Annotated in this window: 28 protein-coding genes and 1 tRNA gene; 9 read left to right on the top strand and 20 right to left on the bottom strand. The window is 65.0% G+C overall.

The annotated features are described in order from the left end of the window. Positions 1-3: 3 nt before the first annotated feature. From BMW89_RS22130 to ygfZ, 5 genes are all read right to left on the bottom strand, one after another. A complete protein-coding gene (locus BMW89_RS22130; RefSeq protein WP_092029124.1) occupies positions 4-972 on the bottom strand; it encodes an NUDIX hydrolase in 969 nt (322 codons plus the stop codon). 19 nt (positions 973-991) lie between these two features. Next, the gene (locus tag BMW89_RS22135) at positions 992-1498 is read right to left on the bottom strand and encodes a tyrosine phosphatase family protein (protein ID WP_092029125.1); all 507 of its coding nucleotides are present in this window, start codon (positions 1496-1498) and stop codon (positions 992-994) included. Between the two features lie 125 nt (positions 1499-1623). Further along, positions 1624-2238: a YfbR-like 5'-deoxynucleotidase gene (locus BMW89_RS22140; RefSeq protein WP_092029126.1), complete on the bottom strand. Its 615-nt coding sequence runs from the start codon at positions 2236-2238 to the stop codon at positions 1624-1626. Then, the gene (locus tag BMW89_RS22145; protein WP_092029127.1) at positions 2235-2861 is read right to left on the bottom strand and encodes a DNA-3-methyladenine glycosylase I; all 627 of its coding nucleotides are present in this window, start codon (positions 2859-2861) and stop codon (positions 2235-2237) included. Before BMW89_RS22145 ends, BMW89_RS22140 begins: the two co-directional genes overlap by 4 nt. Beyond that, positions 2858-3733: a CAF17-like 4Fe-4S cluster assembly/insertion protein YgfZ gene (gene ygfZ, locus BMW89_RS22150; protein ID WP_092029128.1), complete on the bottom strand. Its 876-nt coding sequence runs from the start codon at positions 3731-3733 to the stop codon at positions 2858-2860. The genes BMW89_RS22145 and ygfZ overlap by 4 nt, the downstream gene beginning before the upstream one ends. 101 nt (positions 3734-3834) lie before the next feature. Here ygfZ and BMW89_RS22155 point away from each other — a divergent pair, with 101 nt between their 5' ends. Both BMW89_RS22155 and BMW89_RS22160 read left to right on the top strand, forming a co-directional pair. After that, a complete protein-coding gene (locus tag BMW89_RS22155) occupies positions 3835-5169 on the top strand; it encodes a dihydroorotase (RefSeq protein WP_092029129.1) in 1335 nt (444 codons plus the stop codon). A 154-nt stretch (positions 5170-5323) separates the two neighbouring features. Further along, a complete protein-coding gene (locus BMW89_RS22160) occupies positions 5324-6193 on the top strand; it encodes a sulfurtransferase (RefSeq protein ID WP_092029130.1) in 870 nt (289 codons plus the stop codon). A 5-nt stretch (positions 6194-6198) separates the two neighbouring features. On the opposite strand, the gene BMW89_RS22165 is transcribed toward BMW89_RS22160, so the two are convergent. The 4 genes from BMW89_RS22165 to BMW89_RS22180 all read right to left on the bottom strand — a co-directional run bounded on the left by BMW89_RS22165 (position 6199) and on the right by BMW89_RS22180 (position 8116). After that, the gene (locus BMW89_RS22165) at positions 6199-6465 is read right to left on the bottom strand and encodes a hypothetical protein (protein ID WP_092029131.1); all 267 of its coding nucleotides are present in this window, start codon (positions 6463-6465) and stop codon (positions 6199-6201) included. A 280-nt stretch (positions 6466-6745) separates the two neighbouring features. Next, positions 6746-7123 carry a TIGR02301 family protein gene (locus BMW89_RS22170; protein WP_092029132.1) on the bottom strand — a complete coding sequence of 126 codons (378 nt, stop codon included), beginning with the start codon at positions 7121-7123 and terminating at the stop codon, positions 6746-6748. 54 nt (positions 7124-7177) lie between these two features. Beyond that, positions 7178-7612: an NUDIX hydrolase gene (locus BMW89_RS22175; protein ID WP_092029133.1), complete on the bottom strand. Its 435-nt coding sequence runs from the start codon at positions 7610-7612 to the stop codon at positions 7178-7180. Positions 7613-7615: 3 nt separating this feature from the next. Further along, positions 7616-8116 (bottom strand): hypothetical protein, encoded by a 501-nt coding sequence (locus BMW89_RS22180; RefSeq protein WP_092029134.1) that lies wholly within the window; start codon positions 8114-8116, stop codon positions 7616-7618. Positions 8117-8179: 63 nt separating this feature from the next. Between BMW89_RS22180 and BMW89_RS22185 the strand changes: the two genes are divergently transcribed. After that, complete coding sequence (locus tag BMW89_RS22185) at positions 8180-8938, top strand: SOS response-associated peptidase (RefSeq protein WP_092029135.1); 759 nt, start codon at positions 8180-8182, stop codon at positions 8936-8938. A 12-nt stretch (positions 8939-8950) separates the two neighbouring features. Here the strand turns inward: BMW89_RS22185 and BMW89_RS22190 are convergent, their stop codons facing one another. The 6 genes from BMW89_RS22190 to BMW89_RS22215 form a co-directional block, all read right to left on the bottom strand. Further along, on the bottom strand, positions 8951-10144 hold the full coding sequence (locus BMW89_RS22190) for a CaiB/BaiF CoA transferase family protein (RefSeq protein WP_092029136.1): 1194 nt from the start codon (positions 10142-10144) through the stop codon (positions 8951-8953). A 37-nt stretch (positions 10145-10181) separates the two neighbouring features. Beyond that, the gene (locus BMW89_RS22195; RefSeq protein ID WP_092029137.1) at positions 10182-11111 is read right to left on the bottom strand and encodes a glycine/sarcosine/betaine reductase selenoprotein B family protein; all 930 of its coding nucleotides are present in this window, start codon (positions 11109-11111) and stop codon (positions 10182-10184) included. Between the two features lie 56 nt (positions 11112-11167). Further along, entirely contained in the window at positions 11168-11749 is a 582-nt protein-coding gene (locus tag BMW89_RS22200) for an NUDIX hydrolase (protein ID WP_092029138.1), read from the bottom strand. Between the two features lie 21 nt (positions 11750-11770). Beyond that, positions 11771-12226 carry a GNAT family acetyltransferase gene (locus BMW89_RS22205; RefSeq protein ID WP_177196238.1) on the bottom strand — a complete coding sequence of 152 codons (456 nt, stop codon included), beginning with the start codon at positions 12224-12226 and terminating at the stop codon, positions 11771-11773. Next, a complete protein-coding gene (locus tag BMW89_RS22210) occupies positions 12223-13650 on the bottom strand; it encodes an FAD-binding oxidoreductase (RefSeq protein WP_092029139.1) in 1428 nt (475 codons plus the stop codon). Before BMW89_RS22210 ends, BMW89_RS22205 begins: the two co-directional genes overlap by 4 nt. Before the next feature lie 79 nt (positions 13651-13729). Next, positions 13730-14719 carry an L-threonylcarbamoyladenylate synthase gene (locus BMW89_RS22215; RefSeq protein ID WP_177196239.1) on the bottom strand — a complete coding sequence of 330 codons (990 nt, stop codon included), beginning with the start codon at positions 14717-14719 and terminating at the stop codon, positions 13730-13732. Between the two features lie 68 nt (positions 14720-14787). Here BMW89_RS22215 and BMW89_RS22220 point away from each other — a divergent pair. After that, a tRNA-Pro gene (locus BMW89_RS22220) sits at positions 14788-14864 on the top strand. A 147-nt stretch (positions 14865-15011) separates the two neighbouring features. Here the strand turns inward: BMW89_RS22220 and BMW89_RS37415 are convergent. The 4 genes from BMW89_RS37415 to BMW89_RS22240 all read right to left on the bottom strand — a co-directional run bounded on the left by BMW89_RS37415 (position 15012) and on the right by BMW89_RS22240 (position 16839). Further along, positions 15012-15410: a hypothetical protein gene (locus BMW89_RS37415; RefSeq protein ID WP_143062803.1), complete on the bottom strand. Its 399-nt coding sequence runs from the start codon at positions 15408-15410 to the stop codon at positions 15012-15014. A gap of 111 nt (positions 15411-15521) precedes the next feature. Next, positions 15522-15848 carry a hypothetical protein gene (locus BMW89_RS22230; RefSeq protein WP_092029142.1) on the bottom strand — a complete coding sequence of 109 codons (327 nt, stop codon included), beginning with the start codon at positions 15846-15848 and terminating at the stop codon, positions 15522-15524. Positions 15849-16051: 203 nt separating this feature from the next. Continuing rightward, positions 16052-16276 (bottom strand): hypothetical protein, encoded by a 225-nt coding sequence (locus tag BMW89_RS22235; RefSeq protein WP_092029143.1) that lies wholly within the window; start codon positions 16274-16276, stop codon positions 16052-16054. A gap of 119 nt (positions 16277-16395) precedes the next feature. Then, positions 16396-16839, bottom strand: a complete 444-nt coding sequence (locus BMW89_RS22240) for a DUF6841 family protein (protein WP_092029144.1) — start codon at positions 16837-16839, stop codon at positions 16396-16398. 198 nt (positions 16840-17037) lie between these two features. On the opposite strand from BMW89_RS22240, the gene BMW89_RS22245 reads away from it, so the two are divergent. The 5 genes from BMW89_RS22245 (at position 17038) to BMW89_RS22275 (ending at position 21834) form a co-directional block, all read left to right on the top strand. Beyond that, a complete protein-coding gene (locus tag BMW89_RS22245) occupies positions 17038-17991 on the top strand; it encodes an N-carbamoyl-D-amino-acid hydrolase (RefSeq protein WP_092029329.1) in 954 nt (317 codons plus the stop codon). A 1065-nt stretch (positions 17992-19056) separates the two neighbouring features. Next, positions 19057-19677 carry a TetR/AcrR family transcriptional regulator gene (locus tag BMW89_RS22260; RefSeq protein WP_092029145.1) on the top strand — a complete coding sequence of 207 codons (621 nt, stop codon included), beginning with the start codon at positions 19057-19059 and terminating at the stop codon, positions 19675-19677. Between the two features lie 53 nt (positions 19678-19730). After that, positions 19731-20924, top strand: a complete 1194-nt coding sequence (locus tag BMW89_RS22265; RefSeq protein ID WP_092029146.1) for an MFS transporter — start codon at positions 19731-19733, stop codon at positions 20922-20924. Between the two features lie 142 nt (positions 20925-21066). Further along, positions 21067-21486 carry a DUF4118 domain-containing protein gene (locus BMW89_RS22270; RefSeq protein WP_092029147.1) on the top strand — a complete coding sequence of 140 codons (420 nt, stop codon included), beginning with the start codon at positions 21067-21069 and terminating at the stop codon, positions 21484-21486. A 138-nt stretch (positions 21487-21624) separates the two neighbouring features. Further along, on the top strand, positions 21625-21834 hold the full coding sequence (locus tag BMW89_RS22275; protein ID WP_092029148.1) for a hypothetical protein: 210 nt from the start codon (positions 21625-21627) through the stop codon (positions 21832-21834). Positions 21835-21848: 14 nt separating this feature from the next. On the opposite strand, the gene BMW89_RS22280 is transcribed toward BMW89_RS22275, so the two are convergent. Further along, complete coding sequence (locus tag BMW89_RS22280) at positions 21849-23081, bottom strand: class I SAM-dependent methyltransferase (protein ID WP_092029149.1); 1233 nt, start codon at positions 23079-23081, stop codon at positions 21849-21851. Between the last annotated feature and the right edge of the window lie 33 nt (positions 23082-23114).

Raw genomic sequence — 23114 nt, forward strand, 5'->3', positions numbered from 1 at the left:
AGTCTAGCGCCGGGAGCGCACGCGCAAGCCCGGCGCGGGCCGCTCCTGGAGCACGTCGCGCCGGAAGCGGTAGAGCGCCGCCGGACGTCCGCCCGTCTGTGTCGACATCACCCCGGTCGGTTCGACCAGGGCTTCGGTTTCGACCAGGCGGCGGAAATTTTGTTTGTGCAGGTGCCGGCCGGAGATCGCCTCCACCGTGTACTGCAACTCAGTGAGTGTGAACTCGGCGGGCAAAAGTTCAAACACCACAGGACGATACTTCAGTTTTGCGCGTAGCCGCGCGATTCCCGTGGCGAGAATCCGGCGGTGATCGAACCGCATCGAGGTGCCGAGCGCGGGAAGCGTCTTGCGCGCCAATGCCGCAGGCCGGCCGTCGCGCCGGGCTTCCTCGATCAGCCCGGCCTCGTAGAGCAGCTCGTAGCGATCGAGCACGCGCTCCTCGTCCCAGGGCGCACCGTCGAGGCCGAAATAGAACCGCACGCGATCCTTGCGCGGCAATGCGCGCGTCGTCTCCGGCGTCTCCTCTTCGGCCCATTTGGTCAGCGCCGGTATGATGTCGCGCGCGATGATCGCCGGCGGCTCCTCGCGCCAGTCTTCCCAGGGCAGGAAGCGATACCATGGCTCGAAGCTCGCTCCATCAGCGGCGAGTTCGCCACCGACAGCGCGCGTCAGTGCAAGATATCCGATCGACACCATATGCGCACCGGTGTCACCGGCCTCCGCATGGCGGCCGCGATCGCCAAAGGTGTAGAGCTGCTCGACATAGCCAAGCCGCAGGCCCGCCTGTTCCTCGACCCAGGCGCGCAGGCCGATCTCGAAGGTGCGATGGCTCGGCGCATCGAACGGACCGAACGGCAGGCCGGCCAATCCGTCGCTGCCGCGTGCGGTCAGGATCAGCGGCTCATGATCCTCGATCGCGACGATCGCGGCAGTCAGGCCGATCTCGATCGGGGTCAGCAGCTTGTCGCTCATGCGATGATAATCGCAGCTGTCATTCGAGCTCGATCACGAAGGGGCGGCCTTCCACCATCATCGCGCCCGGGCCCATCTCGTCGAGCGCGCGCAGCATGCGGCCGTTGCGCCCCAATGCGCGGTCGGCGAGGCCGACGATGCGCCGGTTCGGCGAGGCGATCGGGGAGGCCGCGCGGATTTTCTTTGCGATCTCGATCTCGTCGCGCTCCGGATTGAGCGCACACACCGCCGCGAAGGCGCTCGCGGTGGAGCGGCTGATGCCGGCATAGCAATGCACCACCAGCGGTGCATTGCGGTCCCAGCCGCGCACGAAATTCAGCACTTGCTCGATATGCCCCTCGGACGGCGCGACAAAGCCGTCCATCTCCTCGGTAATGTCGTCCATCGACACCTTGAGATGGTTGGCCGGCAGCACCGACACCGGCCGCGCCACCTGCTCGACATTGGCCATCACGGTCAGCACATGGCTGGCCCCGGTGAGGCGGACGGTTTCGGGAAGGGCGGCGAGGGAACAGACGTGGATCATGGCGGACCTTTTTCTTGATTATAGCCGGTGCCGTAGGGTGGGCAAAGCGAAGCGTGCCCACCACTTTTGCCGCAAACGCGAGAAGATGGTGGGCACAGCGCAAGTGCGCCTTTGCCCACCGAGACCTACGCAAACACCGCGCCAAACCGCTCCAGAAACTGCTTCTCGGCCCGCGCCGCGGTCCAGGGCGTGAGATAGTCGCGCCGGACGCTGTCGGAGAGGCCGGGATCCCTGCCGAACAGGCGTTTGGCCTCGGCATCGCTGAAGCCGGCAAGCTCGGTCGCCTCCAGATAGGCCGCGCCGCGATCGGCGGCCTTGATGGCCAGCGTCATCTCGTCGGGCAGCGCCGGCGGCAGGCCGAAGCGGATGTGGATGGCGCCGAGCAGGCGCTTCTCCACCGCCTTGTAATGGCCGTCGAGCACCGCCTTGAACGGCGAGATCATGTCGCCGATGACATATTCGGGCGCATCGTGCAGCAGCGCTGCGAGCCGCATGCGCTCATCGACGCGCGGGTTTTCGTGCCGCATCACGGTCTCCACCAGCAGCGTGTGCTGCGCGACCGAGAAGATATGCGCGCCGGTCGTCTGCCCGTTCCAGCGTGCGACGCGCGCTAGCCCATGGGCGATGTCGGCGATCTCGACATCGAGCGGGGAGGGATCGAGCAGATCGAGCCGCCGGCCCGACAGCATGCGCTGCCAGGCGCGGGAGGCCACGTCGCGTGCAGACTTCTTCGCCGTCATTTGGTCTTGAGGCGCGGCTTGCGCTGCGACTTGCCGCAGCTCGCGTGGCAATGGCAGTCGACGAGATGGTCGTTGACCATGCCGGTCGCCTCCATGAAGGCATAGACGATGGTCGGACCGACGAATTTGAAGCCGCGTGACGACAGCTCCTTGGAGATCTGCGTCGACAGCGGCGTCGAGGCCGGCACGCTCGCGGTGGTCTTGAAATTATTGACCTTGGGCTTTCCGCCCATGAAGTCCCACAGCAGTTTCGAGAAGCCCGGGCCCTTCTCCATAATGTCGAGATACGACTTCGCGCTCAGGATCGCGCCGTCGATCTTGGCCTTGTTGCGAACAATGCCGGCATCGTTCATCAGCGCGTGGACCTTCTTCTCGTTGTAGCGCGCGATCTTCTCCGGCTGGAAATCGTCGAAGGCTTTGCGGAAATTGTCGCGCTTGCGCAAAATCGTGATCCAGGAGAGGCCGGCCTGAAAACCGTCGAGGATCAACTTTTCATAGAGCGCACGGTCGTCATACTCCGGCACGCCCCATTCGGTGTCGTGATAGGCGACATAGACCGGGTCTTCGCCGGGCCAGGGGCAACGTGTGATTCCGTCGGGATGCAGGCGGGGGGCACGGCTCATGCGATGGGCTGCTTCAAGGGAATGCGGACGACGTCGGGTTCGGCTAGCGTGAGAGCGAGGCCACCGGCGGTGAGCGGTTGGCCGGCATCCAGCGCATCGGCGACGCGGTCGATGCGCACCAGCGCGATACCCTTTCCTTGTGCCGATGAGCCCATCGTGCCGACGGACTTGTCACCGGCCATAACGCTGACGCCGGTCTCCGGCGAGGGCCCATCGAGCAGTATCTTGACGCTGCGCGTGCGCGCGGTGCCGCGATGCTGCATGCGCGAGACGACCTCCTGGCCGACATAGCAGCCCTTGTCGAAATCGACGCCGGCCAGACGGTCCATGTTGGTCTCGTGCGGGAACGCATCGCTGTACATGAAATCGAGCCCGCCGCGCGGCACGCCGAGCGCGATACGATGCGCCTCGTAGTCGGCGGCATCGACCAGCTCGGCGCCGATGAGATCGGACAGCTTCTGCTTGAGATCTTCGGGGATCAGGATGCGGGTGCCGAGCTCGCCATTGCGCGGATCGGCGAAGGCGAGGTCCGGCTGCGCGGCAAGCGCGCCGTCCCAGGCCGCGAGCACGCCGAGATCGAGGTTTTCCACCGTGACCTTGGCGCGCAGCTTGTAGAATTTCAGCTTGGTGGCGAGGCCCTCGGCCAGCGCCTTCGGACAGTCGATCAGGAACCCGCCGCCATGGCCGGCGGGCGCTTCCGTGATCAGGAAATCTACGATGATCTTGCCCTGCGGTGTCAGCAGCGCGCCGAATCGCCCCAGGCCCGGCTTCAACTTGTCGACGTCGGTCGTGATCAGGCCGTTGAGGAAGTTGCGCGCATCCTCGCCCGCGACCTTGATCACGCCCCGGTCCGGAAGAAACGCTGATTTCATGCGAAAATCTCTTGCGACATGTTGCTCCGGAACGTAAGCCCGCAAGGCATAAACGACAAGACCTCAAGCCCTGCGCTTGGGGACGAGAGAGGCCTTCAGCCATGACCCAGCGCTTCGATGTGATCCTCAAGGGCGGCACCGTCGTCAACCAGGACGGCGAGGGTGTTCGCGATATCGGCGTCACCAACGGTCGGATCGCCGAGCTGGGCCCGCTGTCGCAGGCCTCCGCTGCTGAGGTGATCGACTGCAAGGGCCTGCACATCCTGCCCGGCGTGATGGACACGCAGGTGCATTTCCGCGAGCCTGGGCTGGAGCAGAAGGAAGACCTCGAGACCGGCTCGCGCAGCGCCGTGATGGGCGGCGTCACCGCCGTGTTCGAGATGCCGAACACCTCGCCATTGACGGTGACGGAAGCCACTTTCACCGACAAGGTGAAGCGCGCCCATCACCGCATGCATTGCGATTTCGCCTTCTTCATCGGTGGCACCCGCGAGAACGTGCAGGATCTGCCGGTGCTGGAGCGCGCGCCGGGCTGTGCGGGCGTAAAAGTGTTCATCGGCTCCTCGACCGGCGCGCTGCTGGTGGAGGACGACGAAAGCCTGCGCCGCATTTTTCAGGTGATCCGCCGCCGTGCCGCCTTCCACGCCGAGGACGAATACCGCCTCAACGAGCGCAAGCCGCTGCGCATCGAGGGCGACACGCGCTCGCATCCGGTCTGGCGCGACGAGGCCGCGGCGCTGATGGCAACGCAGCGTCTGGTCAAGCTCGCGCACGAGACCGGCAAGCGCATCCACGTGCTGCACATCTCGACCAAGGAAGAGATAGAGTTTCTGCGCGACCACAAGGACGTCGCGTCCTGCGAGGCGACGCCGCATCATCTCACGCTGGTTGCGCCCGAATGCTACGAGCGGCTCGGTACGCTCGCGCAGATGAATCCGCCGGTGCGCGGCGCTGACCATTGCGCCGGCATCTGGCGCGGCATCGAGCAGGGCATCATCGACGTGCTCGGCTCGGACCATGCCCCGCATACCCTCGAAGAGAAGCAGAAGACCTATCCCGCTTCGCCCTCCGGCATGACCGGCGTGCAGACGCTGGTGCCGCTGATGCTGGATCACGTCAACGCGGGTCGGCTGTCGCTGGCACGCTTCGTCGATCTCACCAGCGCCGGCCCCGCGCGCCTCTACAACATGGCCTGCAAGGGGCGCATCGCAGCTGGCTACGACGCGGACTTCACAATCGTCGATTTGAAGCGCAGCGAGACCATCACCAACAAATGGGTCGCTTCGAAAGCCGGCTGGACGCCGTACGATGGCGTCCGCGTCACCGGCTGGCCCGTCGGCACCTTCATCCGCGGCCGCCGCGTGATGTGGCAGGGCGAGCTGGTGACGGCGTCGCAAGGCGAGCCGGTGCGGTTTCTGGAGACGCTGAAGCAGTAAGGCGCGTCTGTCGGGGAACGAACGCACCATCCCCGTCATTGCGAGCGAAGCGAAGCAATCCAGAATCTTTCCGCGGCGGCAGTCTGGATTGCTTCGCTACGCTCGCAATGACGAGGGGAGAGAGCTACACTCCCTCGACAGGGAGAGCAGTTCGATGCCCCAACCGACACCCCTCATCACTACCGAGCAACTCGCAGCCTACCTCGGCGATCCCAATCTCCGCCTCTACGACTGCACGACCTATAACGAGCCGGTGCCGCCGGGCAGCGACGTTCCCTATCGTGCTGTCCCCGGTGACAAGACCTTCGCGGCCGGCCACATTCCCGGTGCCGATTTCCTCGATCTGCAAGGCGAGTTCTCCGACACCTCCGCGCAGCAGTTCTTCATGATGCCCGATGTCGCCCAGCTGGAGGCCGCCTTCGGTCGCCACGGTGCCGACGCGTCCAAGACCATCGTGCTCTACAGCATCGGCACCATGATGTGGTCGACGCGGTTCTGGTGGATGCTGCGCTCGCTCGGTGTCGATGCGCAGGTGCTCGACGGCGGCTTCGACAAATGGAAGGAAGAGGGGCGGGCGGTCGTAACAGGCGCGCCGAAGGGTTATCCGGCCACGACCTTCAAGGCCGCACCGCGCGCAGGCTTCTTCGTCGACAAGGACACCGTGAAGGCGCGGATCGGCGATTCCTCGACCGTGATCGTCAATGCGCTCGGGCCGCAATTTCATCAGGGCCTCGAGCCGAGCCGCTATGGCCGGCCCGGCCGCGTGCCCGGCAGCGTCAATTTATCAGCCGCAACGCTCACCAATGCCGACAAGACGCTGACGACGCTCGCGGATGCCGAGGCGAAATTCGCTGCCGCGGGCGTCACGCGCGACAAGAATGTGATCTGCTATTGCGGCGGCGGCATCTCGGCGACGATCGACCTGCTCATGCTGACGCAGCTCGGTTACGACAAGCTGACGCTGTATGATGCCTCGATGGGCGAGTGGGCGAGAGATCCGTCGCTGCCGATCGAGACGGATTAAAGCGCTTACTGCCTCGAAATGTCGACGGAGAATTCGCCGTTGCGGATGCGGCCGGGAAAGCCCTCGACGAATTTCGCCACCGCGTCCTCGCCATAGGTGCCGACGAGTTCGGCGAACGCCGCAAACAGGCTCGCCTGCGCCAGGCAGTCGCCGTCGACGCCCTCATGGCGCGCTTCGGCCCAGGCCTCATTGAGATAGCTTAGTGCGGCCTGCTTCTGCTCGTGATCGGGCAGCGGCGCGCGTTCGGGGGCGTAGGAAATCGGCTGGCTCATGAAACTCGATCAGGGCTGGGGCGCGATCCACGGCGATGCGCTGTGCAAAGAGGTGTAGCACGCGCATTAACGACCGCTAGGCCACATCTTTAGGAACGGTTAATGGCGGTGGACAAAGACGATGACAGGGTTCCGGTGGCGTGTTCGTCAGCCAATTCCTCATGGTGAGGAGCGTGCAAAGCACGCGTCTCGAACCATGCAGGCCCCGATGCGGCAGCCGGGCCTTTCATCCTTCGAGACGCGCGCGAAGAGCGCGCTCCTCAGGATGAGGAGAGAGAGCTCAATTCGCGTAACGCGCCGTGAGATCGCGCGAGATTTTCGAGCCTTCCTCGATGTAGCGGCGGATCGCGACGGTCGCTGCCGGCGTGCAGCTGCGGTAGGTCTGCTGGAAGCCGTTATAGCCGCGGTTGAAGCCGGCCATCATGCGGGTGCGGCGCTCGCCGGAGGGGGTTTCGGCATCGATCAGCGCTTGCATCTCGCTGCGCCATTTATTGCCCTCGTTGGACCCGCAGATGCCGCGCAGGTAATGCAGCCCGCCGAGGATCTCCGCCAGCCGCTGCAAATCGGCGTCAAACGGCGCCGCCACGTCCTGGGCCCGGACGGGCACCGCGGCGCAGGCGAGAATCAGGGCAAAAACGGCCAGAAATCGCGTGAACATCGGCGGCTGTATGCCCCCTCGGGGCGGTGGACGCAAGGCGGGCCGAATGGGCCCTCAGAGCCCGATCAGCCGGGCTGCCGACTGGATGACCTCTTCCAACCCCCCGGTCAGCTTGAGGTCGCCGAGGCTGCCGAGAGCATCCGGTGCGATCCAGCGGTAATCGTCGAGCTCGTCATTCAGGGCTGGCTCCCTGGCCATCCAGCGGGCGGCAAAGGACATGATCAGATAATGGCCGGCGCCGGGCGCGGCCGGTAGCACCTCGCGCCAGCCGGCAAGGCCGATGATCGCGATCTCGAGCCCGGTCTCCTCATCGACCTCGCGGCTCAGGGCCTGGTGCAGCGATTCGCCGAACTCGACCCGGCCGCCCGGCAGCGAATAGAACCCTTTTGCGGGTGAGCGGGCGCGGCGGGTCAGCAGCACCTTGCCGTCGCGAAAAATCGCGGCACTGACCGCGAGCTGGGGATGGGTGGGCTGGACGACCGGGGCCACAGCTCAATTCGCCATGATGTTGTCGACGTCGGCTTCCGCGCCGCCATTGATGATGCCGCCACAGGCCGCGATCAGCGGCTTGACCCAGGCCGCCGCCTGCTCGGCGAGGCGGACGCGGGTGGTGTCCTTCTCGACCTCGCGCATGGCTGAGCCGACCGCGGTCAGGATCGAGGTCATGGTGTCGGTGATGTGGTCGAATTGGGTGCGCACGCTTGGCTCGGCCTTCTCATAAGCCTCGATGGCCAGATCCCGTGCCTTGAAATTCGACGCCGTGAAATGCTCGGCGTAGGACAGCGGCGACCAGGTCAGAAAATCTTCAGCGCATTCCGGCATGTCCGGGACCATTTCCAGGAGCATCACGGCTTCATTGAAATGGTTGAGATAGTCGGTGGCAAGCCCGGTCCGCGGGTTGATGTTGGCCACGCGCAGCCGCTCGGCCCAGGCCGCGGCCTCGGGTCCCGTCTGTCCATGCATTCGCGCCGGCTGGGAGGCCATTGAGCTCATCTGCCGCAGTGTTAACGTTCGGGGTTAAAAGGACCTGAACGGACCCTATATAGACACCCAGGGATGTGTGGACGCTTTGTCATAACTTCGGCCCCCGCGGCTTTACGGCAACTGTTCGGGTACATCGAGCAGCCGAATTTCCCGTCCCGGTACAATGTCGCCCCGACGCAGCCGATTCCGGTCGTGCTGGTCGAGAACGGCGCTCGCCATTTCCGTCTGATGCGCTGGGGATTGCTGCCGAGCTGGGTCAAGGATCCCAAGGGATTTACACTGCTGATCAACGCCCGCTCGGAGACGGTGCTGGAGAAGCCCGCCTTCAAACGCGCGATTCGCCGGCGTCGCGGCCTGATCCCGGCCGACGGCTACTATGAGTGGAAGGCGGTCGACGGCCGCAAGCAGCCGTTCTTCATCCACCGTGCCGACGGCGAGCCGCTTGGTTTTGCCGCAGTGTTCGAGACCTGGGTCGGGCCGAACGGCGAGGAGCTCGACACCGTCGCGATCGTCACGGCGGCGGCGGGCGAGGATTTGGCCGCGCTGCATGACCGCGTGCCCGTGACCATCAGCCCGCGCGATTTCGAACGCTGGCTCGATAGCAGGGGCGACGAGGTCGATGCGATCCTGCCGCTTATGACGGCGCCGCGCATCGGCGAACTCGCCTGGCACCCCGTCTCCACCCGCGTCAACCGCGTCGCCAATGACGATGATCAGCTCGTGCTGCCGATCAGCGCGGAGGAGATGGAGGTCGAGGCCGTGAAGCCGAAGAAGGTGGTGCGGAAGACAGCAGTTGGCTCGGCGGATGACGGGCAGGGGTCGTTGTTTTAGAGGGCCGCGCCTTCACACAATCTCCCGCGCCCTCAACCCCGCGATCTCCGCCGCATCGAATCCCAGCTCTCCCAGCACCGCGTCGGTATCCGCGCCCAGCTCCGGCGCCATCCGGTCCAGCTTGCCGCCGCCATGCGCGAGCTTGAAGCCGCTGCCGGCGAAGCGCAGGCGGCCGTAGGGCGTATCCAGCTCCTGGATCGCACCGCGTGCCTTGATCTGCGGATGGTCGATGACCTCCTCGACCTTCCAGATGCTGGCGCAGGGCGCGCCGGCGTCTTCCAGGATCGTCTCCCATTCGCGCGCGGGCTTTGCTGCGAGCGCCTCCTCGATGATGGCGCGGAGCGCCGGCTCGTTCTCGTTGCGCGCGAACCAGTCGACGAAGCGCGGATCGGACAGCGTGTCCTCGCGGCCGAGCGCGGACATCAGCGCGCGATATTGTTTTTCGTTGTTGACGGCGAGCAGGATGTGGCCGTCGCCGCATTTGAAAAGGTTCGCCGTGGTCCTGCGGCTGACCGCCTGGTTGCCCGACAGCTGCTGGCGGTGACCGGCGACCGACCAATCCGCGATCTGGCCGGAGAGAAACGCCATCGTCGCCTCCAGCATGGAGACGTCGATGAGCTGGCCCTTGCCCGTTCGGTCGCGCTGATACAGCGCGCTCGAAACCCCGAACGCGGCTGTCGCGCCCGAGAGCACGTCGCACACCGCAAAGCCCGCGCGGGTCGGGCCGGTCTCGGCATGGCCGGTGATGGCCATGATGCCTGACAGCGCCTGCATCTTGCCGTCATAGCCGGGCCGCAGGCGGTCCGGGCCGGTCTGGCCGAAGCCTGACACCGCGCAATAGATCAGCTTCGGATTGATCGCGGAGAGTGCCTCATAGCCGATGCCGAGCTTGTCCATCACGCCGGGGCGGAAGTTTTCCATGACGATATCGACCTGCGCCGCCAGCTTCTTCACGATCGCAATCGCGTCAGGCTTTTGCAGATCCAGCGTCAGGCTGCGCTTGTTGCCGTTGATGGCCTGGAAGGCCGGCGCCAGCCCGCGTTCTGCCCATTCGCGCGAGAGCGGCGTGCGGCGCATGTCCTCGCCCTCGCGCCGCTCGACCTTGATCACGTCCGCGCCCAGCAGCGCCAGCTGGTAGCTGGCATAAGGGCCGGCCAGCACTTGCGTGAAGTCCAGAATCTTCACGCCCTCGAACGGTCGCGTCACGTTTCTCTCCCCGTTTGATTATTGTTATCGGAGGATTTCAGGCGGCGCGGTTGCCGCGCGCGAGCTCCTTCTGCTTGTCGAATTCGGCGCGGCGGCGCGCCAGTTCTTCCGGCGAGAGCTGCGCAACGTTGTTGTAGTCGAGCTTCCAGGAGGCATCCTCGCTCCAGTGCAGCGGCGACTGCATGGTGGTCTGCGGACCGCTCGCGGTCTCCAGCAGCTTCAGTGCCAGCTCCAGCGTCTGCGCCTGCGAGGCGACGTCATGCGGCTTGCCGGCGGAATTGCCGAGTGGGAAGTCGCTGAACAAGAAGCGCGGCACGGCGGCGTGCTCGATGATGTCCTTGGCGCAGCCCATGATCACGGTCGGGATGCCGTTGGCTTCGAGATGCCGCGCCACCAAAGCGGTGGTCTGATGGCAGACCGGACAGTTCGGCACCAGCACGGCGACGTCCACCTTGTCAGCCAGACAGCGCGCCAAAATCTCCGGCGCGTCGGTGTCGAGCGTAACGCGATGGCTGCGGTTGGTCGGCGCGCCGAAGAAGCGCGGTGCGATCTCGCCGATCCGGCCGGCAGCGTGTGCCTTCAAAAGCTGCGGCAGCGGAAACCAGGTGCCGTTGTCGGTCGCCGTGGTGTGCTTGCGGTCGTAGCCGATATGCGAGATGCGCAGATCGTGCTGCTTCGCCGTGTCGCCGTCATAGACCTGATAGAACTTTGCGCTGCCATTATACGCCGCGCCGGGCCCCTGGTCGCCCTTGGTGGGGTCGAACGGCGCAGCCGTGGTGATGATCGTCACCCGCGACTGCGAAAGCGGCTTCTTCAGCGGCTGGAACGGCGCCTCAGTGTAATGCGCCCAGCGATACGCCGTGGTGTAGCCGATCGCCGTGTAATAGTCCCGCGTGCGCTGCATATAGGGAACGGGGGCATCGTAGTCGGGCGCAAAGCCGAAGTCGTCGTCGCGCGAGGCGGACATGGGGCGCGTCTCCTGGTTCTTGTTGAGGCCAGACTAGAGACAGTCGCTCGGTGGGGCTACCGAAAAATATGCAGCGCCGCGTATTGCAGCAGCATGATCGCCTTGCCGTCGATGATCCGGCCGTCCGCGATCATCGCCAGCGCCTCGTCGATGCCGAGCTCCAGCACCTCGATGTCCTCGCCCTCGTGTTCGAGACCGCCGCCGGCGCTCACCCGCATCTCCGGCTCGTATTCGGCGACGAAGAAATGCAGTTTTTCGGTGATGGCGCCGGGGCTCATGAAGGCCTCGAACACTTTTTGGACGTGGTGCAGGCGATAGCCGGTTTCCTCCTCGGCCTCGGCGCGGATGCGCACCTCGGGCGAGGCATCATCGAGCACACCTGCGGCCGCTTCGATCAGGAGATCGTCGTAGCCGCGGATGAATGCCGGCAGACGGAATTGCTTGACCAGGATCACCGTACGCCCAGCCCGATTATACGGCAGCACGGCGGCGGCGTTGTCGCGCTCATAGGTCTCGCGGTGCTGCGTCTGCCACTCGCCATTGGCGCGCCGGTAGTCGAACGTGGTGTTCTTCAGCGTGGTCCAGCCGTTCGAGAGCACGCGGACGTCCTTGATGCGGACGCGGTCGGAGATGGTCATTGCTGTAATCCGGGGTGAGAGCTAACGGGGCTGTTCGCGGCCGTCGAGCCACTTCTGGAACATCACCGAGGTGGACTCCTCGAAACCCAGCGACTGGTAGAACGCATTGGCCTGCGCATTCTCGCGGCGGACCAGCAGCTGGAGTTTTGCGATGTCGGCCGCGCGCAGCCAGTCTTCGGCCGCCGCCATGATCGCCCGGCCCAAGCCGCGCTTGCGGATATCGGGATCGACCGCGACGTAATAGATCCAGCCGCGATGGCCGTCATGACCGACCATGACGGTCGCGGCGATCGCGCCGCCATCGCGGCCGATCAGCACGGTGGAATTGTCGCGCCGTCGCGCCAGCGCGATGTCGGCATGTGGATCGTTCCAGGGACGCGTCAGGCCGCAGCGCTGCCACAGTGCGACCACCGGCTCGACATCGGCGTCGGTGATGGCGTCGATCGCAAGCGGGGCGGGGGAGAGAGGAGCGCTCACAGCACCTTCCCCGGATTCATGATCCCCTGCGGATCGAGCATCGCCTTGATCGATCGCATCAGCTCGATCGCGGTCTTGTCCTTGACGTCAGGCAACTCGTCGCGCTTGAGCACGCCGATGCCGTGCTCGGCCGAGATAGAGCCGCCCATGCGCAGCACGATCTCGAACACGACGGCATTCATCTCGTGCCAGCGCGCCAGATAATCCGCGGTGTCGGCACCGACGGGCTGGCTGACATTGTAGTGCAGATTGCCGTCGCCGAGATGGCCGAACGGCACCGGCCGCGCGCCCGGGATCAGTTTCACCACGGCTTCATTGGCTTCCGTGATGAAGGCCGGCACGGCGGCGATCGGCACCGAGATGTCGTGCTTGATCGAGCCGCCCTCGGGTTTCTGCGCCGGCGACATCTCCTCGCGCAGCTTCCAGAAGCCGTTGCGCTGGGTGAGGTTGGCCGCGATCACGGCATCATCGACGATCTCTTCCTCCATGGCGCGACTGAGGATCGTCTCCAGCGGCGTGCGGGCATCGTCGCCGGGGGAGGACAATTCCATCAGCACATACCAGGGATGCTTCTCGGCAAGCGGATCGCGCACGTCGATGCCGTGGCGGACCGAGAAATCCACCGCCATTTCCGACAGCAGCTCAAAACTCGTCAGCGCATTGGCGGCTTCGCTTTGCGCGATCGTCAGCAGCTTCAGCGCCGCCTCAGGCGATTTCAGCCCGACATAGGCAGTCTCGATCGCCCGCGGCTTCGGAAACAGTTTGAGCGTCGCCGCGGTGATGATGCCGAGCGTGCCTTCCGCACCGATGAAGAGATTGTGCAGATTGTAGCCGGTGTTGTCCTTCTTGAGCTTCGACAGCGAATTGAGCACGCGCCCATCGGCGAGCACCACCTCCAGCCCCAGCGCCATCTCGCGCGCGACGCCATAGGCGAGCGCGGCAGTGCCGCCGGCATTGGTCGAGAGATTGCCGCCGATGGTGCAGCTGCCTTCAGCGCCGAGCGACAGCGGAAACAACCGGTCGACGTCGGACGCCTTCTGCTGCGCGATCTGAAGCACCACGCCGGCTTCGACCGTCATGGTGTTGGAGGCGGTGTCGACCTCGCGAATCTTGTCCAGGCGCCGCAGCGACACCACGACCTCGCCATTGTGCGGCGTCTGGCCGCCGACGAGCCCGGTGTTGCCGCCCTGCGGCACCAGCGCGATGTTGTGCGCGGAGGCGAGCTTGCAGATCGCGGACACCTCCGCCGTCGAGCCCGGGCGCAGCACTAAGGCCGAGCGGCCGTGGAACAAATTGCGCTCCTCGGTGACGTAAGCCTCGATATCGGCCGCATCGGTGATCGCATGGCGCTCGCCGACGATCTTGCGGAATTGGTCGATCAGCTCGGGCGCAAGCGGAGGGGTGGCAGGCTTGTTGATGTTCATTGTCTCGTCTCTACTTCGCTCTGACTCTCTTGCGCATGATCTTATCGGAAAACCGCTGCACACTTTTCCGGATCATGCGCTATCTCGCAACAGCCGCGCGGCGCAGCCGGTCGTTGATGGCTTCGCCCAAGCCGTCCTCGGGAATCGCCATCACGGCGATCGCTCTCGGTGCCTTCGCATCGAGCGCCCGAAGATAGCCGAACAGATTAGCGGCGGCTTCATCGAGATCAGCCGCGGGCGACAAATTCATGACGGCGGCAGCGGCGTCAACGCCGGGAAGGTGCGCGGGCCCGAACGCCAGCAGCGCTTCACCCGGCGCCACGTCCTGTGCATTGAGCCGCACAGCGGCGCGCGGCGCGTAATGCGAGGCCAGCATGCCCGGCGCCAGCGGCTGGCTGTCGTCGCTCCCGGCGTCCACCGGCGGCCGCGCCAGGCTTAAGCCGAGCACGGCTTCGATCCGCTCGCGCGACAGCCCGCCGGGGCGCAGCAGCATCGGCGCGTCGAAGCAGCCGACAATGGTCGATTCGACGCCGACCGTAACAGGCCCGCCGTCCACGATCAGGTCGATCCGCCCCGCAAGATCGCTCTCGACATGGGCCGCCAGTGTCGGCGAGACGTGGCCGGAGATGTTTGCGGACGGCGCCACCACGGCCCCGCCAAAGGCGCGCAAAATCGCCTCCGCCACCGGGTGGGCGGGAATGCGGATCGCGACCGTGTCGAGGCCCGCGGTGGCGAGATCCGCCACCGGGCAGTTGTCCGTCTTCGGCACCACCAGCGTCAGCGGCCCCGGCCAGAACGCCTCGGCAAGGCGCAAGGCACGCGCGTCGAACCGCCCGATCCGGCGCGCCGCGGCAAGATCGGCGACATGGGCGATCAGCGGATTGAAGGCCGGCCGCCCCTTGGCGCTGTAGATATGGGCGACCGCAGTGGCATTGGCGGCGTCCGCCCCGAGCCCGTAGACCGTCTCGGTCGGGAACGCGACCAGCCCGCCGGCGGCCAAAGTCCGGGCAGCGGCTTCCGCGCCGGCAGCGCCAGCCGGTAAAATCAGCGTTTCAAGACCCGTTTTCACTGGGACGAAATTCCTCAAACCGGCCGCTTGCAGTGCGCCAAACCCAACGCTATAAGCCGGCCTCTTGTCGGAGTGTGGCTCAGCCCGGTAGAGCACTGCGTTCGGGACGCAGGGGTCGCAGGTTCGAATCCTGCCACTCCGACCATTATTTCAAAAAGTCGACGTTTTCCTAAAGGCTTGGCGGACCGGCCGCCAGCGCCTCGGGAGCCCTTTTTGCAACGATTTTCGGGACGGGTCCACGGCCGATTTGGCCGGGCAGGGGCGTCTGTGCGCGTGGCATGGCTTGGCGGGTTCAGAATGAACCGATCGGCCGGGGCTCGAACGAGACGACGACTCGCTTGGCTTTGATCCGGCCGTGCACTCCATAGCTGGAATCGAAGCTCAGCGTCGTGCCGTCGGTATCGATCTCGATGTCGAGCCCGAACATGATCCCGGCTTCCGTGAATTCGAACAGCTGAACCTCGATCAGCTCGAAGATGGTGAACGTTACGTCCACATGCTTCGTCAGCCGGAAATATCCCTGTGCATCGACCTCGGAGCCCATCCGAAACGCGTGGGTGATCAACCGGCTCGGTGCGCCCTGGCGAAGTTCCAGCTCCCGCAACGTCGCATCGTGGAATGATGGAGCGCCTTCGAACCAAGCGCACAACGCTGCGCCACCTTCCAGATCGCCAATTGCTGCCTTCGCCATCAAGGATATCTCGTGCGCAAACGTGTCGCGCAACCTACCGGGATTCCGATGACGCTGCACCAGATGAGTCGAGGTGCTGATTCAGCAGTGCAATCAAAACTAGCGGAGACCTTACCGCCTCGCCACCAGCACGCCGATCATGAACGCCACCATCAACGCCGGCAGCGGCGCTTCGCGGACCATGCCACGAACGATGTGCGTCCAGTGCTGCTCGGGTGCGAGTTTCGGAGACCTGATCTCAGGCGCCGGCGTGAGGCCCCATTCTGAAGCGAGTTCGGCGATCTCGCTGGAGGCCAACCGCACGCCGTCACGGACGCGGAAGATGGTTGCGTCCGCGCGTTCGCGTGGCGCCAGCAGCATCAGCGTCGTGATGGCGGTGCGCAACGTCATCTCGCCGTAGCCTTGCAGCCTCACCGATTCCTCGGGGTCGGACGTCACGCGAAATCCCTCACGGTGCGAAATGGCGCGCGATGGTGAATGCCATCGTGGCGCACAGGACCAGCGTGGATACCGCGCCGGCCACGCCGCGCGCGAGATGGGCTCGCGTCAGGTGCCTGGTCATGATCTTGCTCCATGCTCAGCATGGAAAGCGCCGCGCGCGGCGTTGGTTCCTGGCGCGGCGCCGAATCATCAGGCCACGTCTACTTCCGCAAGAGCTCGCTCAAGGCCTCCGTTGCCTCGGCGCAGCGGATGTCGTCGATCTCGCGCGACAGGCTGAGCGCGCTCGATCTCAGTTCTTCGACCTTCCAGCTCTCCGGATGCTGGCTTTCGAGCTGACCGAGACGCTTGTTGAGGTCGTCCAGTCTTGATTGAAGGTGCCCGATATTGGCGGCCCCGTTCACTTTCCAAACGCGTTGTGCACGCATCGTCGTTCCCCTGATAGTCTCACGGCGTTGTGAGCAGGGTTCGTGGCCGGAATGGGAGTTTCTTTGGGCCGGCTTCAGACCGTGGGGAACCGTTGCAGATTGGCAACGAAAGTTCCGGATTACGTCGCGCCCGGCTGACGCTGCGCGATGCATCGGAGCAGCCGAGGCATCTGGTTGTGTACGATCGCGACGATGCGCCAGGCGCCTGAGAATTTCGCGAGGCTGTAGCTGGCCTGGAAGTCGTAGAGAGGGCTGGATGTGCCATCGAGCACGTCCATCGTCAGCGACGCCTGCACCAGGCGCGGCGACAGCGCGATAATCGACAGGCCGTGAATGCGCCCCGACGGCGCGCCAAGCTGGCGATGAAGCACGACCACGCGGCTCATCGCAGCCAGGCACTCCTGCCGGTTCGACATCGCGATCAGCGTGACGTCGTCGCCATCCGACACGATGTGGCTCGGATAGGCCACGCAATCGGCGATCGCCTCCACATCCAGCGTCTCGAACGCCGCGCAATAGGCCCGGAAAAATGTCTGCACCTCTTCAGTCAGCTCGGTTGACATCACGTCTGCTCTGCATCGTGCGTTGACCCGGCCAAAGCGTAGACGCGCAACATTACAATTTGTCGTCGGTGCATTCCGCGCGACGGAAGCGTGCCCTGCCTCGTCATTGGGCATCGTGCGAGACAGCGAGGCTGTGCGCGCGGCGAGTCGCGCGATAGGCTCGCTCGCGAGACGATCCGTGAAGTGAAGGACAGATTCGTGGCGAGATTTGTGAATATCGCAGCCGGCCAGTTCGGCCCGATTGCGCGAGCTGAGACCAGAACCGAGGTCGTGGCGCGGCTGATGGCCATGATGCGCCAGGCGAAGGCGAACGGCTGCGATCTGATCGTCTATCCCGAGCTCGCGCTGACCACATTTTTTCCGCGCTGGTATTTTGAGGATCAGGCGGAGATCGACAGTTTTTTCGAGCGCGAGATGCCGGGACCGGAGACGCGGGCCCTGTTCGATCTCGGCCGCGAGCTCGGTATCGGATTCTATCTCGGCTACGCCGAGCTGACGGTCGAGGCCGGTGTCGTCAGGCGCTACAACACCTCCATCCTCGTCGACAAGAGCGGCGCGATCGTCTTGAAGTATCGCAAGGTTCATTTGCCCGGCCATGCCGAGCATGAGCCGTGGCGCGAATTCCAGCATCTGGAGAAGCGCTATTTCGAGCCCGGCAGCGGTTTTGGCGTGACCGATGCCTTCGGCGGCGTGATGGGCATGGCGATCTGCAATGACCGCCGCTGGAGCGAGACCTACCGGGTGATGGGCCTGCAAGGCGTCGAGATGGTGATGATCGGCTACAACACGCCCGTGCACAATCCGCCCGCGCCCGAGCATGACGACCTCTCGCTGTTCCACAATCATCTGGTGATGCAATCCGGCGCCTACCAGAACGGCACCTTCGTGGTCGGCGTCGCCAAGGCCGGCGTTGAAGAGGGCGTCGACCACATCGGCGGCAGCTGCATCATTGCGCCCTCCGGCGAGATCATCGCGCGCTGCACGACCAAGGGCGACGAGATCGCGCTGGCCCGCTGCGATCTCGATCTCTGCAACTCCTACAAGCGCACGACCTTCAATTTCGACGTTCACCGCCAGCCGCAGGCCTATGGGATGATCGTGGAACGGAAGGGCGTGACGATGATGGCAGATGGGACGGCGGTGAAGCGGTGACCGTTGTAGCCCGGATGGAGCGAAGCGTAATCCGGGGCCGCTCGCCCGGCATTTGGCACTTTCCCGGATTGCGCTGCGCTCCATCCGGGCTACGGGACCTTGCTGTGTCGCGGCTCTGTCAATCCCTCCGGGTAAAAATATTCCGCTTTACCGAATTTCGGAAATGACGTATGCGTCGCTCATCCCGGCTCATCCTTGAGGGGCGATCGTACGTCGTCACGATATGCGAGCCGGGTTGCGGTGGACGCGGCAGCGTCGTGCGCGAGAGGCTAAGGGCAGGGCGGGTAGTCCCTGTGAGCCCGAGGCCGCGTGCGGACGAGCGGCGCTAATGCGTACGGCAAAACCGTGTGGTCCTGACCGTCGTTGCTACGGTCAAACCCTTTGCGGAGATGTGCGCGAGCCCAACCGGGTAGACGGCATCGTCAATTTGCGGGGCGAGGGAGGCCAGAAGGAAAGTTCGGCTCCCGGGAGAGCACGGCATAAGCCGTCCGACCATCGCGCAGGGAAGGCCGAGTGATCGGCGACACCTGTATGCTGCTGTGCGGTTTTCCTGCGTGTGCTTTTCGCGCAGCGGACCGCGGGTGCCAGTCGGCACCCGGCCTTCCCTGCGCCCTCTTGGATTGGAGAGCGGCGAAAGGCGATGCAAAGCTCGGGCGAATTGAGCCGCGAGAATGCCAAGGCGTGTCTGCAACCACACCCTCGCTGTCATCGTCCGGCTCGACCGGACGATCCAGTACTCCGAGGCCGTTGGTGTTCAGCCGAGGGGCCGCAGCGTACTGGATTCCCCGCCTTCGCGGGGAATGACAGTGGTGAGAGCGCGCCCCAATCTCCGGTGCGTGCCCCGGACGCAGCGCAGCGTCTCTTCGACGATGCGCTGCTGAGCCGGGGCCCATCTATCGACACCGGTCGTGCAGCCTTCTGGGCCCCGGCTCTGTGCAGCAACGCCAAGCGGCGTTGCAGCGCGTCCGGCACACGAGAGTTTGGCGCTTCCGCCGACCATCCGGACCTCTTCCATTCACAACCACGTGTCTTTATTCGGAAACGATCATTCCCTATTATCCCGCAATGCAAAAAGCCGCCCGGATTTCGCAACCCGCCGCCCGTCCGCCCGGCCGTCCCCGGGAATTCGACATGGATACCGCGCTGGACCGCGCCTTGCGGGTGTTTCGCGAGCGCGGCTATCATGCCACGTCCATCGGCGACCTCACCGCAGCGATGCGGCTTGCCACCGGCAGCGTCTACAAGGCGTTTCGCGACAAGCACGCCGTATTCGTCGCCGCCTTCGAGCGCTACGCCACAGTGCGCCGGGAGCAGACCCGCAGCGCGGCCGCGCGCGGCACGAATGGCCGCGAACGCTTGCGTCTCGTGCTGCTGTCCTATGTCGAGCACTCCCAGGGGAGCGAAGGCCGGCGCGGCTGTCTCGTGGTCGGCAGCGCGGTCGAGTTGTCGGCGGTCGATCCGGTGATGCGCGCGCGCGTGTCCGCGCAGCTCAAAACCAACGAAGACTTCATCGCCGGCCTGATCCGCGAAGGCCAGGCCGACGGCTCGATCCCTGAAAATGTCGAGGCCGACGACACCGCGCGGCTGATGATCTGCATCACCCAGGGCTTGCGCGTCGTCGGCAAGGCGCGGCTGCCGCTCGACGGCGAACGCTTGGTCGCCGTCGCGATGAAGCTGCTCGCCTGATTTCATGTCCTATTAGGGAACAATTGTTCCCGATCTATCGGAGACTTGCGTCAATGACGATGAATGCCACGATCGAAACCGCGCCCGAACCGGATGCGGTGTCGCAGCGACTGACCTTCGTGCTGGCCGCGGCCTGTGGCATGGTCGCCGCCAACATCTACTACGCCCAGCCACTGATCGCCCCGATCAGCGCCGCGCTCGGCCTGTCGCATGCGGCGGCGGGGCTGATCGTCACCATGACGCAGATCGGGTACGGCACGGGGCTTCTGTTCATCGTGCCGCTCGGGGATCTCGTCGAGAACCGTCTGCTGATCTGCTCGGTCATCATGCTCGGCGCCGCCGCACTGCTGGCTGCCGCATTTTCGACCCACGCGCTGCCGTTCCTGATCGCCGCGCTGTTCATCGGGCTCGGCTCGGTCGCGGTGCAGATCATCATTCCCTATGCCGCGCATCTGGCGCCGGAAGCCATTCGCGGCCGCGTCGTCGGCAACGTCTCGACCGGCCTGATGCTCGGCATCATGCTGGCAAGGCCGGTGTCGAGCTTCGTCACCGCAGCGTCGTCGTGGCATGCGGTGTTCTTCGGCTCCGCTGCGCTGATGATCCTGCTCGCCGCCGCGCTCTGGATGGTGTTGCCGAAGCGAAATCCGGTCGCGCGCATGCATTACGGCGCGCTGCTGCTGTCGATGCCGCATCTGGTGCGCACCACGCCGCTGCTGCGGCGCCGCGCGCTCTATCAGGCGAGCCTGTTCGGCTGCTTCACGCTGTTCTGGACCGTCGCGCCGCTCCAGCTCGCACGCGCGTTCGGTTTCACCCAGAGCGGCATCGCCCTGTTCGCCCTGGCCGGCGTCGCCGGCGTGTTCTCGGCTCCGGTCGCGGGCCGCCTGGCGGACCGCGGCCACAGCCGGGTCGCAACCCTTGTCGCGATGCTGCTCGCTGCCTTCGGATTCCTCGTGACGTTCATCGGCGCCGCTGGATCGATGTTGAATCTCGCGTGCCTGATCGTGGCCGCGATCGCCATCGATCTCGGCTGTCAGGGCAACGTCGTGCTCGGCTTCCGCGCCATCTTCGCGCTCGGCCACGAGCATCGCAGCCGCCTCAACGGGCTCTATATGGCGACGTTCTTCGCGGCCGGCGCTGCCGGCTCCGCAGTCGGCGCCTGGGCGTTTGCGCAAGGCGGCTGGGCGCTGGCATCGGCCATTGGCCTTGCCTTGCCGATCGCGGGCTTGCTCTATGCGGCCACCGAATAGCGGTAGGATTGTGCCCCCCCGGCTGTTTACCAAGCCGTGGATACAGCGGCCCGGACCCTGCGATTTCCATCTCGCGGTTTCCCTGCCGCTGTAGTACTTTGGTCGCAAGCGGGCCCGGTTAACGGGCGGCAGGGGGAGGCTGATGATGCGTGCGGGGCTGTTTGGCGTACCGCGGGTACGGCCATGGTCGTGGCAGGCGTTTCTGCTTGGGCTAATCGTTGTCGGAGTGTCGGCTGCGCTTCAGGGCGTCTGCGTCGCGCTCGGCGCAAAACTCTATTTCGCAGCGTTTCTGCCCAGCCTGTTCGTACTCGGATTTGTCGCAGGCGCGCCGGCGGCGGCGTTCGCCGCGCTGCTCACCATTCCGCTGGTGTGGTGGGCGTTCATCCCGCCCTTCTTCCAGTTCACGCCATTGAACAGCGCGGCTGCGGATTCCATCAACCTGTTCTGCCTCATTGCTGTGCTCCTGATCGGTCTTGCCGATCTCTGCCGCGAGACGATGACGATCATCAGCCGCGGCGGGCTGAAGCCTTCGGGCGAGAGCGCGGCAACGAATTCGCAATAAAAGCGGGATAGGCGAGCGCGGACGTTGCCCGCGCGCAACACTCCGGCAACCATCCGCGCACTTGCCGCGCGCCGCTAACTTTTCGAAAAAGATTTGGCCGCAAGTTCCCTCACAGGAAGGACGAGGGAGTTTTCGGACATGAACGGCCAAATGAGTGGTCACGCCATCCTGGAGAATGTGCGCCGCTATCGCGGCATCGCATCGCTCTATCGCCAGACCGCGACATTCCGCCCGGGCCAGAGCTGGTCGCTGCTGGAGCAGGCGAGGGAATGGGAAGACCGTGCGCTGTCGGAGCTGGAATCCTATTTCGCCGCGCGCATGGATTACGCCACCCCGCTCGCGGCCTGATCGTTAACCATCGCTCACGATACGATCGTCAGGTCAGGCGCGGGCGCCACGAACTGCCCGCCCCAGGCGCGAACCTCCGCCAGCTGGGCGATGATCTCGTCCTTCAAATTCCAGGGCAGGATGAAGACGTAATCGGGCCTGGCCGCGACGAGGGCTGCGGGATCGCGGACCGGCAGATGCGTTCCCGGCAGCAGCAGGCCCTGCTTGTGCGGATTGCGATCCACCGTAAACGGGATCAGCTCGCGCGTGATGCCGCAATAATTGAGCAGCGTGTTGCCCTTCGCGGGCGCGCCATAGGCCAGCACCGTCTTGCCCGCGCGCCGTGCCGTGACAAGGAAGTCGCGGATCATCGTGCGCTTCGCCGCAACCTTCTCCCGAAAACCATGCCAGGTCGCAGGTTGGTCGAGGCTTGCTGCCGCTTCGCGCCGTCGCAAGCCATCGAGCGCAAGCGAGGGCTGTTGAGACGAAGCTTCAGTGCAGACGTGCAGACGCAGCGAGCCGCCATGCGTCGGCAACTCATCCGCATCGAAGGCGCGCAAGGCATGCGCGCGAAACACCGCCTGAAGGGTCGCGAGCGAGAAGTACGACAGGTGCTCGTGATAGATCGTGTCGAACTGGATCCCTTCGATCAGATGCAGCAGATGCGGAAGCTCCAGGGTCACGCGTCCGGTCTCGGGCAGGAGAATGCGCAGGCCCGCGACGAAATCGTTGATATCGGGGACGTGCGGCAGCACGTTGTTGGCGACGATCAGGTCGGGCCTGTGGCCTTCGGCTCTCAGTGCGATCGCCGTATCGCGTCCAAAATAACAGGTCCTGGTCGGGATGCCCTTCGCGACCGCGGTCGCCGCAGGGCCGCTTGCGGGCTCGACACCGAGCGAACGGATGCCGGCGCGCTGGAAATATTGCAGGAGATATCCGTCATTGCTGGCGATCTCGATCACCTCGGAGTCCGCGCCAAGCCTGGCGCGCGTCATCATCTCCGCGGCGTAGGCCTCGGCGTGCCGCAGCCAGCTCTCGGAATAGGAGGAGTAATAGAGATATTGGTCGAAGATGTTGGCCGCAGGCTCGAACTGCGGAAGCTGGACCAGTCCGCAGGCATGGCACGCACGGGCATGCAGTGGATAGGTCGGCTCGACGGCGTCCGCCCGCTCCGGCGGGACAAAGGAGTTTGCCAAAGGCGACAGGCCGAGATCGACGAACGTCTCGTCGAGCCCCTCGGCGCAGAAGCGGCATCGATGCCTGGCCATGGCAAGCGCCTTGTTGTGCCGCTCTACGGCGGC

Origin of the sequence: Bradyrhizobium sp. OK095 (assembly GCF_900109945.1) — a bacterium.
Lineage (GTDB): Bacteria > Pseudomonadota > Alphaproteobacteria > Rhizobiales > Xanthobacteraceae > Bradyrhizobium.

Coding starts and splice junctions, on each gene's coding strand:
- BMW89_RS22130 (WP_092029124.1), bottom strand. CDS start 972: ATGAGCGACAAGCTGCTGACCCCGATCGAGATCGGCCTGACTGCCGCG.
- BMW89_RS22135 (WP_092029125.1), bottom strand. CDS start 1,498: ATGATCCACGTCTGTTCCCTCGCCGCCCTTCCCGAAACCGTCCGCCTC.
- BMW89_RS22140 (WP_092029126.1), bottom strand. CDS start 2,238: ATGACGGCGAAGAAGTCTGCACGCGACGTGGCCTCCCGCGCCTGGCAG.
- BMW89_RS22145 (WP_092029127.1), bottom strand. CDS start 2,861: ATGAGCCGTGCCCCCCGCCTGCATCCCGACGGAATCACACGTTGCCCC.
- ygfZ (WP_092029128.1), bottom strand. CDS start 3,733: ATGAAATCAGCGTTTCTTCCGGACCGGGGCGTGATCAAGGTCGCGGGC.
- BMW89_RS22155 (WP_092029129.1), top strand. CDS start 3,835: ATGACCCAGCGCTTCGATGTGATCCTCAAGGGCGGCACCGTCGTCAAC.
- BMW89_RS22160 (WP_092029130.1), top strand. CDS start 5,324: ATGCCCCAACCGACACCCCTCATCACTACCGAGCAACTCGCAGCCTAC.
- BMW89_RS22165 (WP_092029131.1), bottom strand. CDS start 6,465: ATGAGCCAGCCGATTTCCTACGCCCCCGAACGCGCGCCGCTGCCCGAT.
- BMW89_RS22170 (WP_092029132.1), bottom strand. CDS start 7,123: ATGTTCACGCGATTTCTGGCCGTTTTTGCCCTGATTCTCGCCTGCGCC.
- BMW89_RS22180 (WP_092029134.1), bottom strand. CDS start 8,116: ATGAGCTCAATGGCCTCCCAGCCGGCGCGAATGCATGGACAGACGGGA.
- BMW89_RS22185 (WP_092029135.1), top strand. CDS start 8,180: ATGTGTGGACGCTTTGTCATAACTTCGGCCCCCGCGGCTTTACGGCAA.
- BMW89_RS22195 (WP_092029137.1), bottom strand. CDS start 11,111: ATGTCCGCCTCGCGCGACGACGACTTCGGCTTTGCGCCCGACTACGAT.
- BMW89_RS22200 (WP_092029138.1), bottom strand. CDS start 11,749: ATGACCATCTCCGACCGCGTCCGCATCAAGGACGTCCGCGTGCTCTCG.
- BMW89_RS22210 (WP_092029139.1), bottom strand. CDS start 13,650: ATGAACATCAACAAGCCTGCCACCCCTCCGCTTGCGCCCGAGCTGATC.
- BMW89_RS37415 (WP_143062803.1), bottom strand. CDS start 15,410: ATGGCGAAGGCAGCAATTGGCGATCTGGAAGGTGGCGCAGCGTTGTGC.
- BMW89_RS22235 (WP_092029143.1), bottom strand. CDS start 16,276: ATGCGTGCACAACGCGTTTGGAAAGTGAACGGGGCCGCCAATATCGGG.
- BMW89_RS22240 (WP_092029144.1), bottom strand. CDS start 16,839: ATGTCAACCGAGCTGACTGAAGAGGTGCAGACATTTTTCCGGGCCTAT.
- BMW89_RS22260 (WP_092029145.1), top strand. CDS start 19,057: ATGCAAAAAGCCGCCCGGATTTCGCAACCCGCCGCCCGTCCGCCCGGC.
- BMW89_RS22265 (WP_092029146.1), top strand. CDS start 19,731: ATGACGATGAATGCCACGATCGAAACCGCGCCCGAACCGGATGCGGTG.
- BMW89_RS22270 (WP_092029147.1), top strand. CDS start 21,067: ATGATGCGTGCGGGGCTGTTTGGCGTACCGCGGGTACGGCCATGGTCG.
- BMW89_RS22275 (WP_092029148.1), top strand. CDS start 21,625: ATGAACGGCCAAATGAGTGGTCACGCCATCCTGGAGAATGTGCGCCGC.
- BMW89_RS22280 (WP_092029149.1), bottom strand. CDS start 23,081: ATGGCCAGGCATCGATGCCGCTTCTGCGCCGAGGGGCTCGACGAGACG.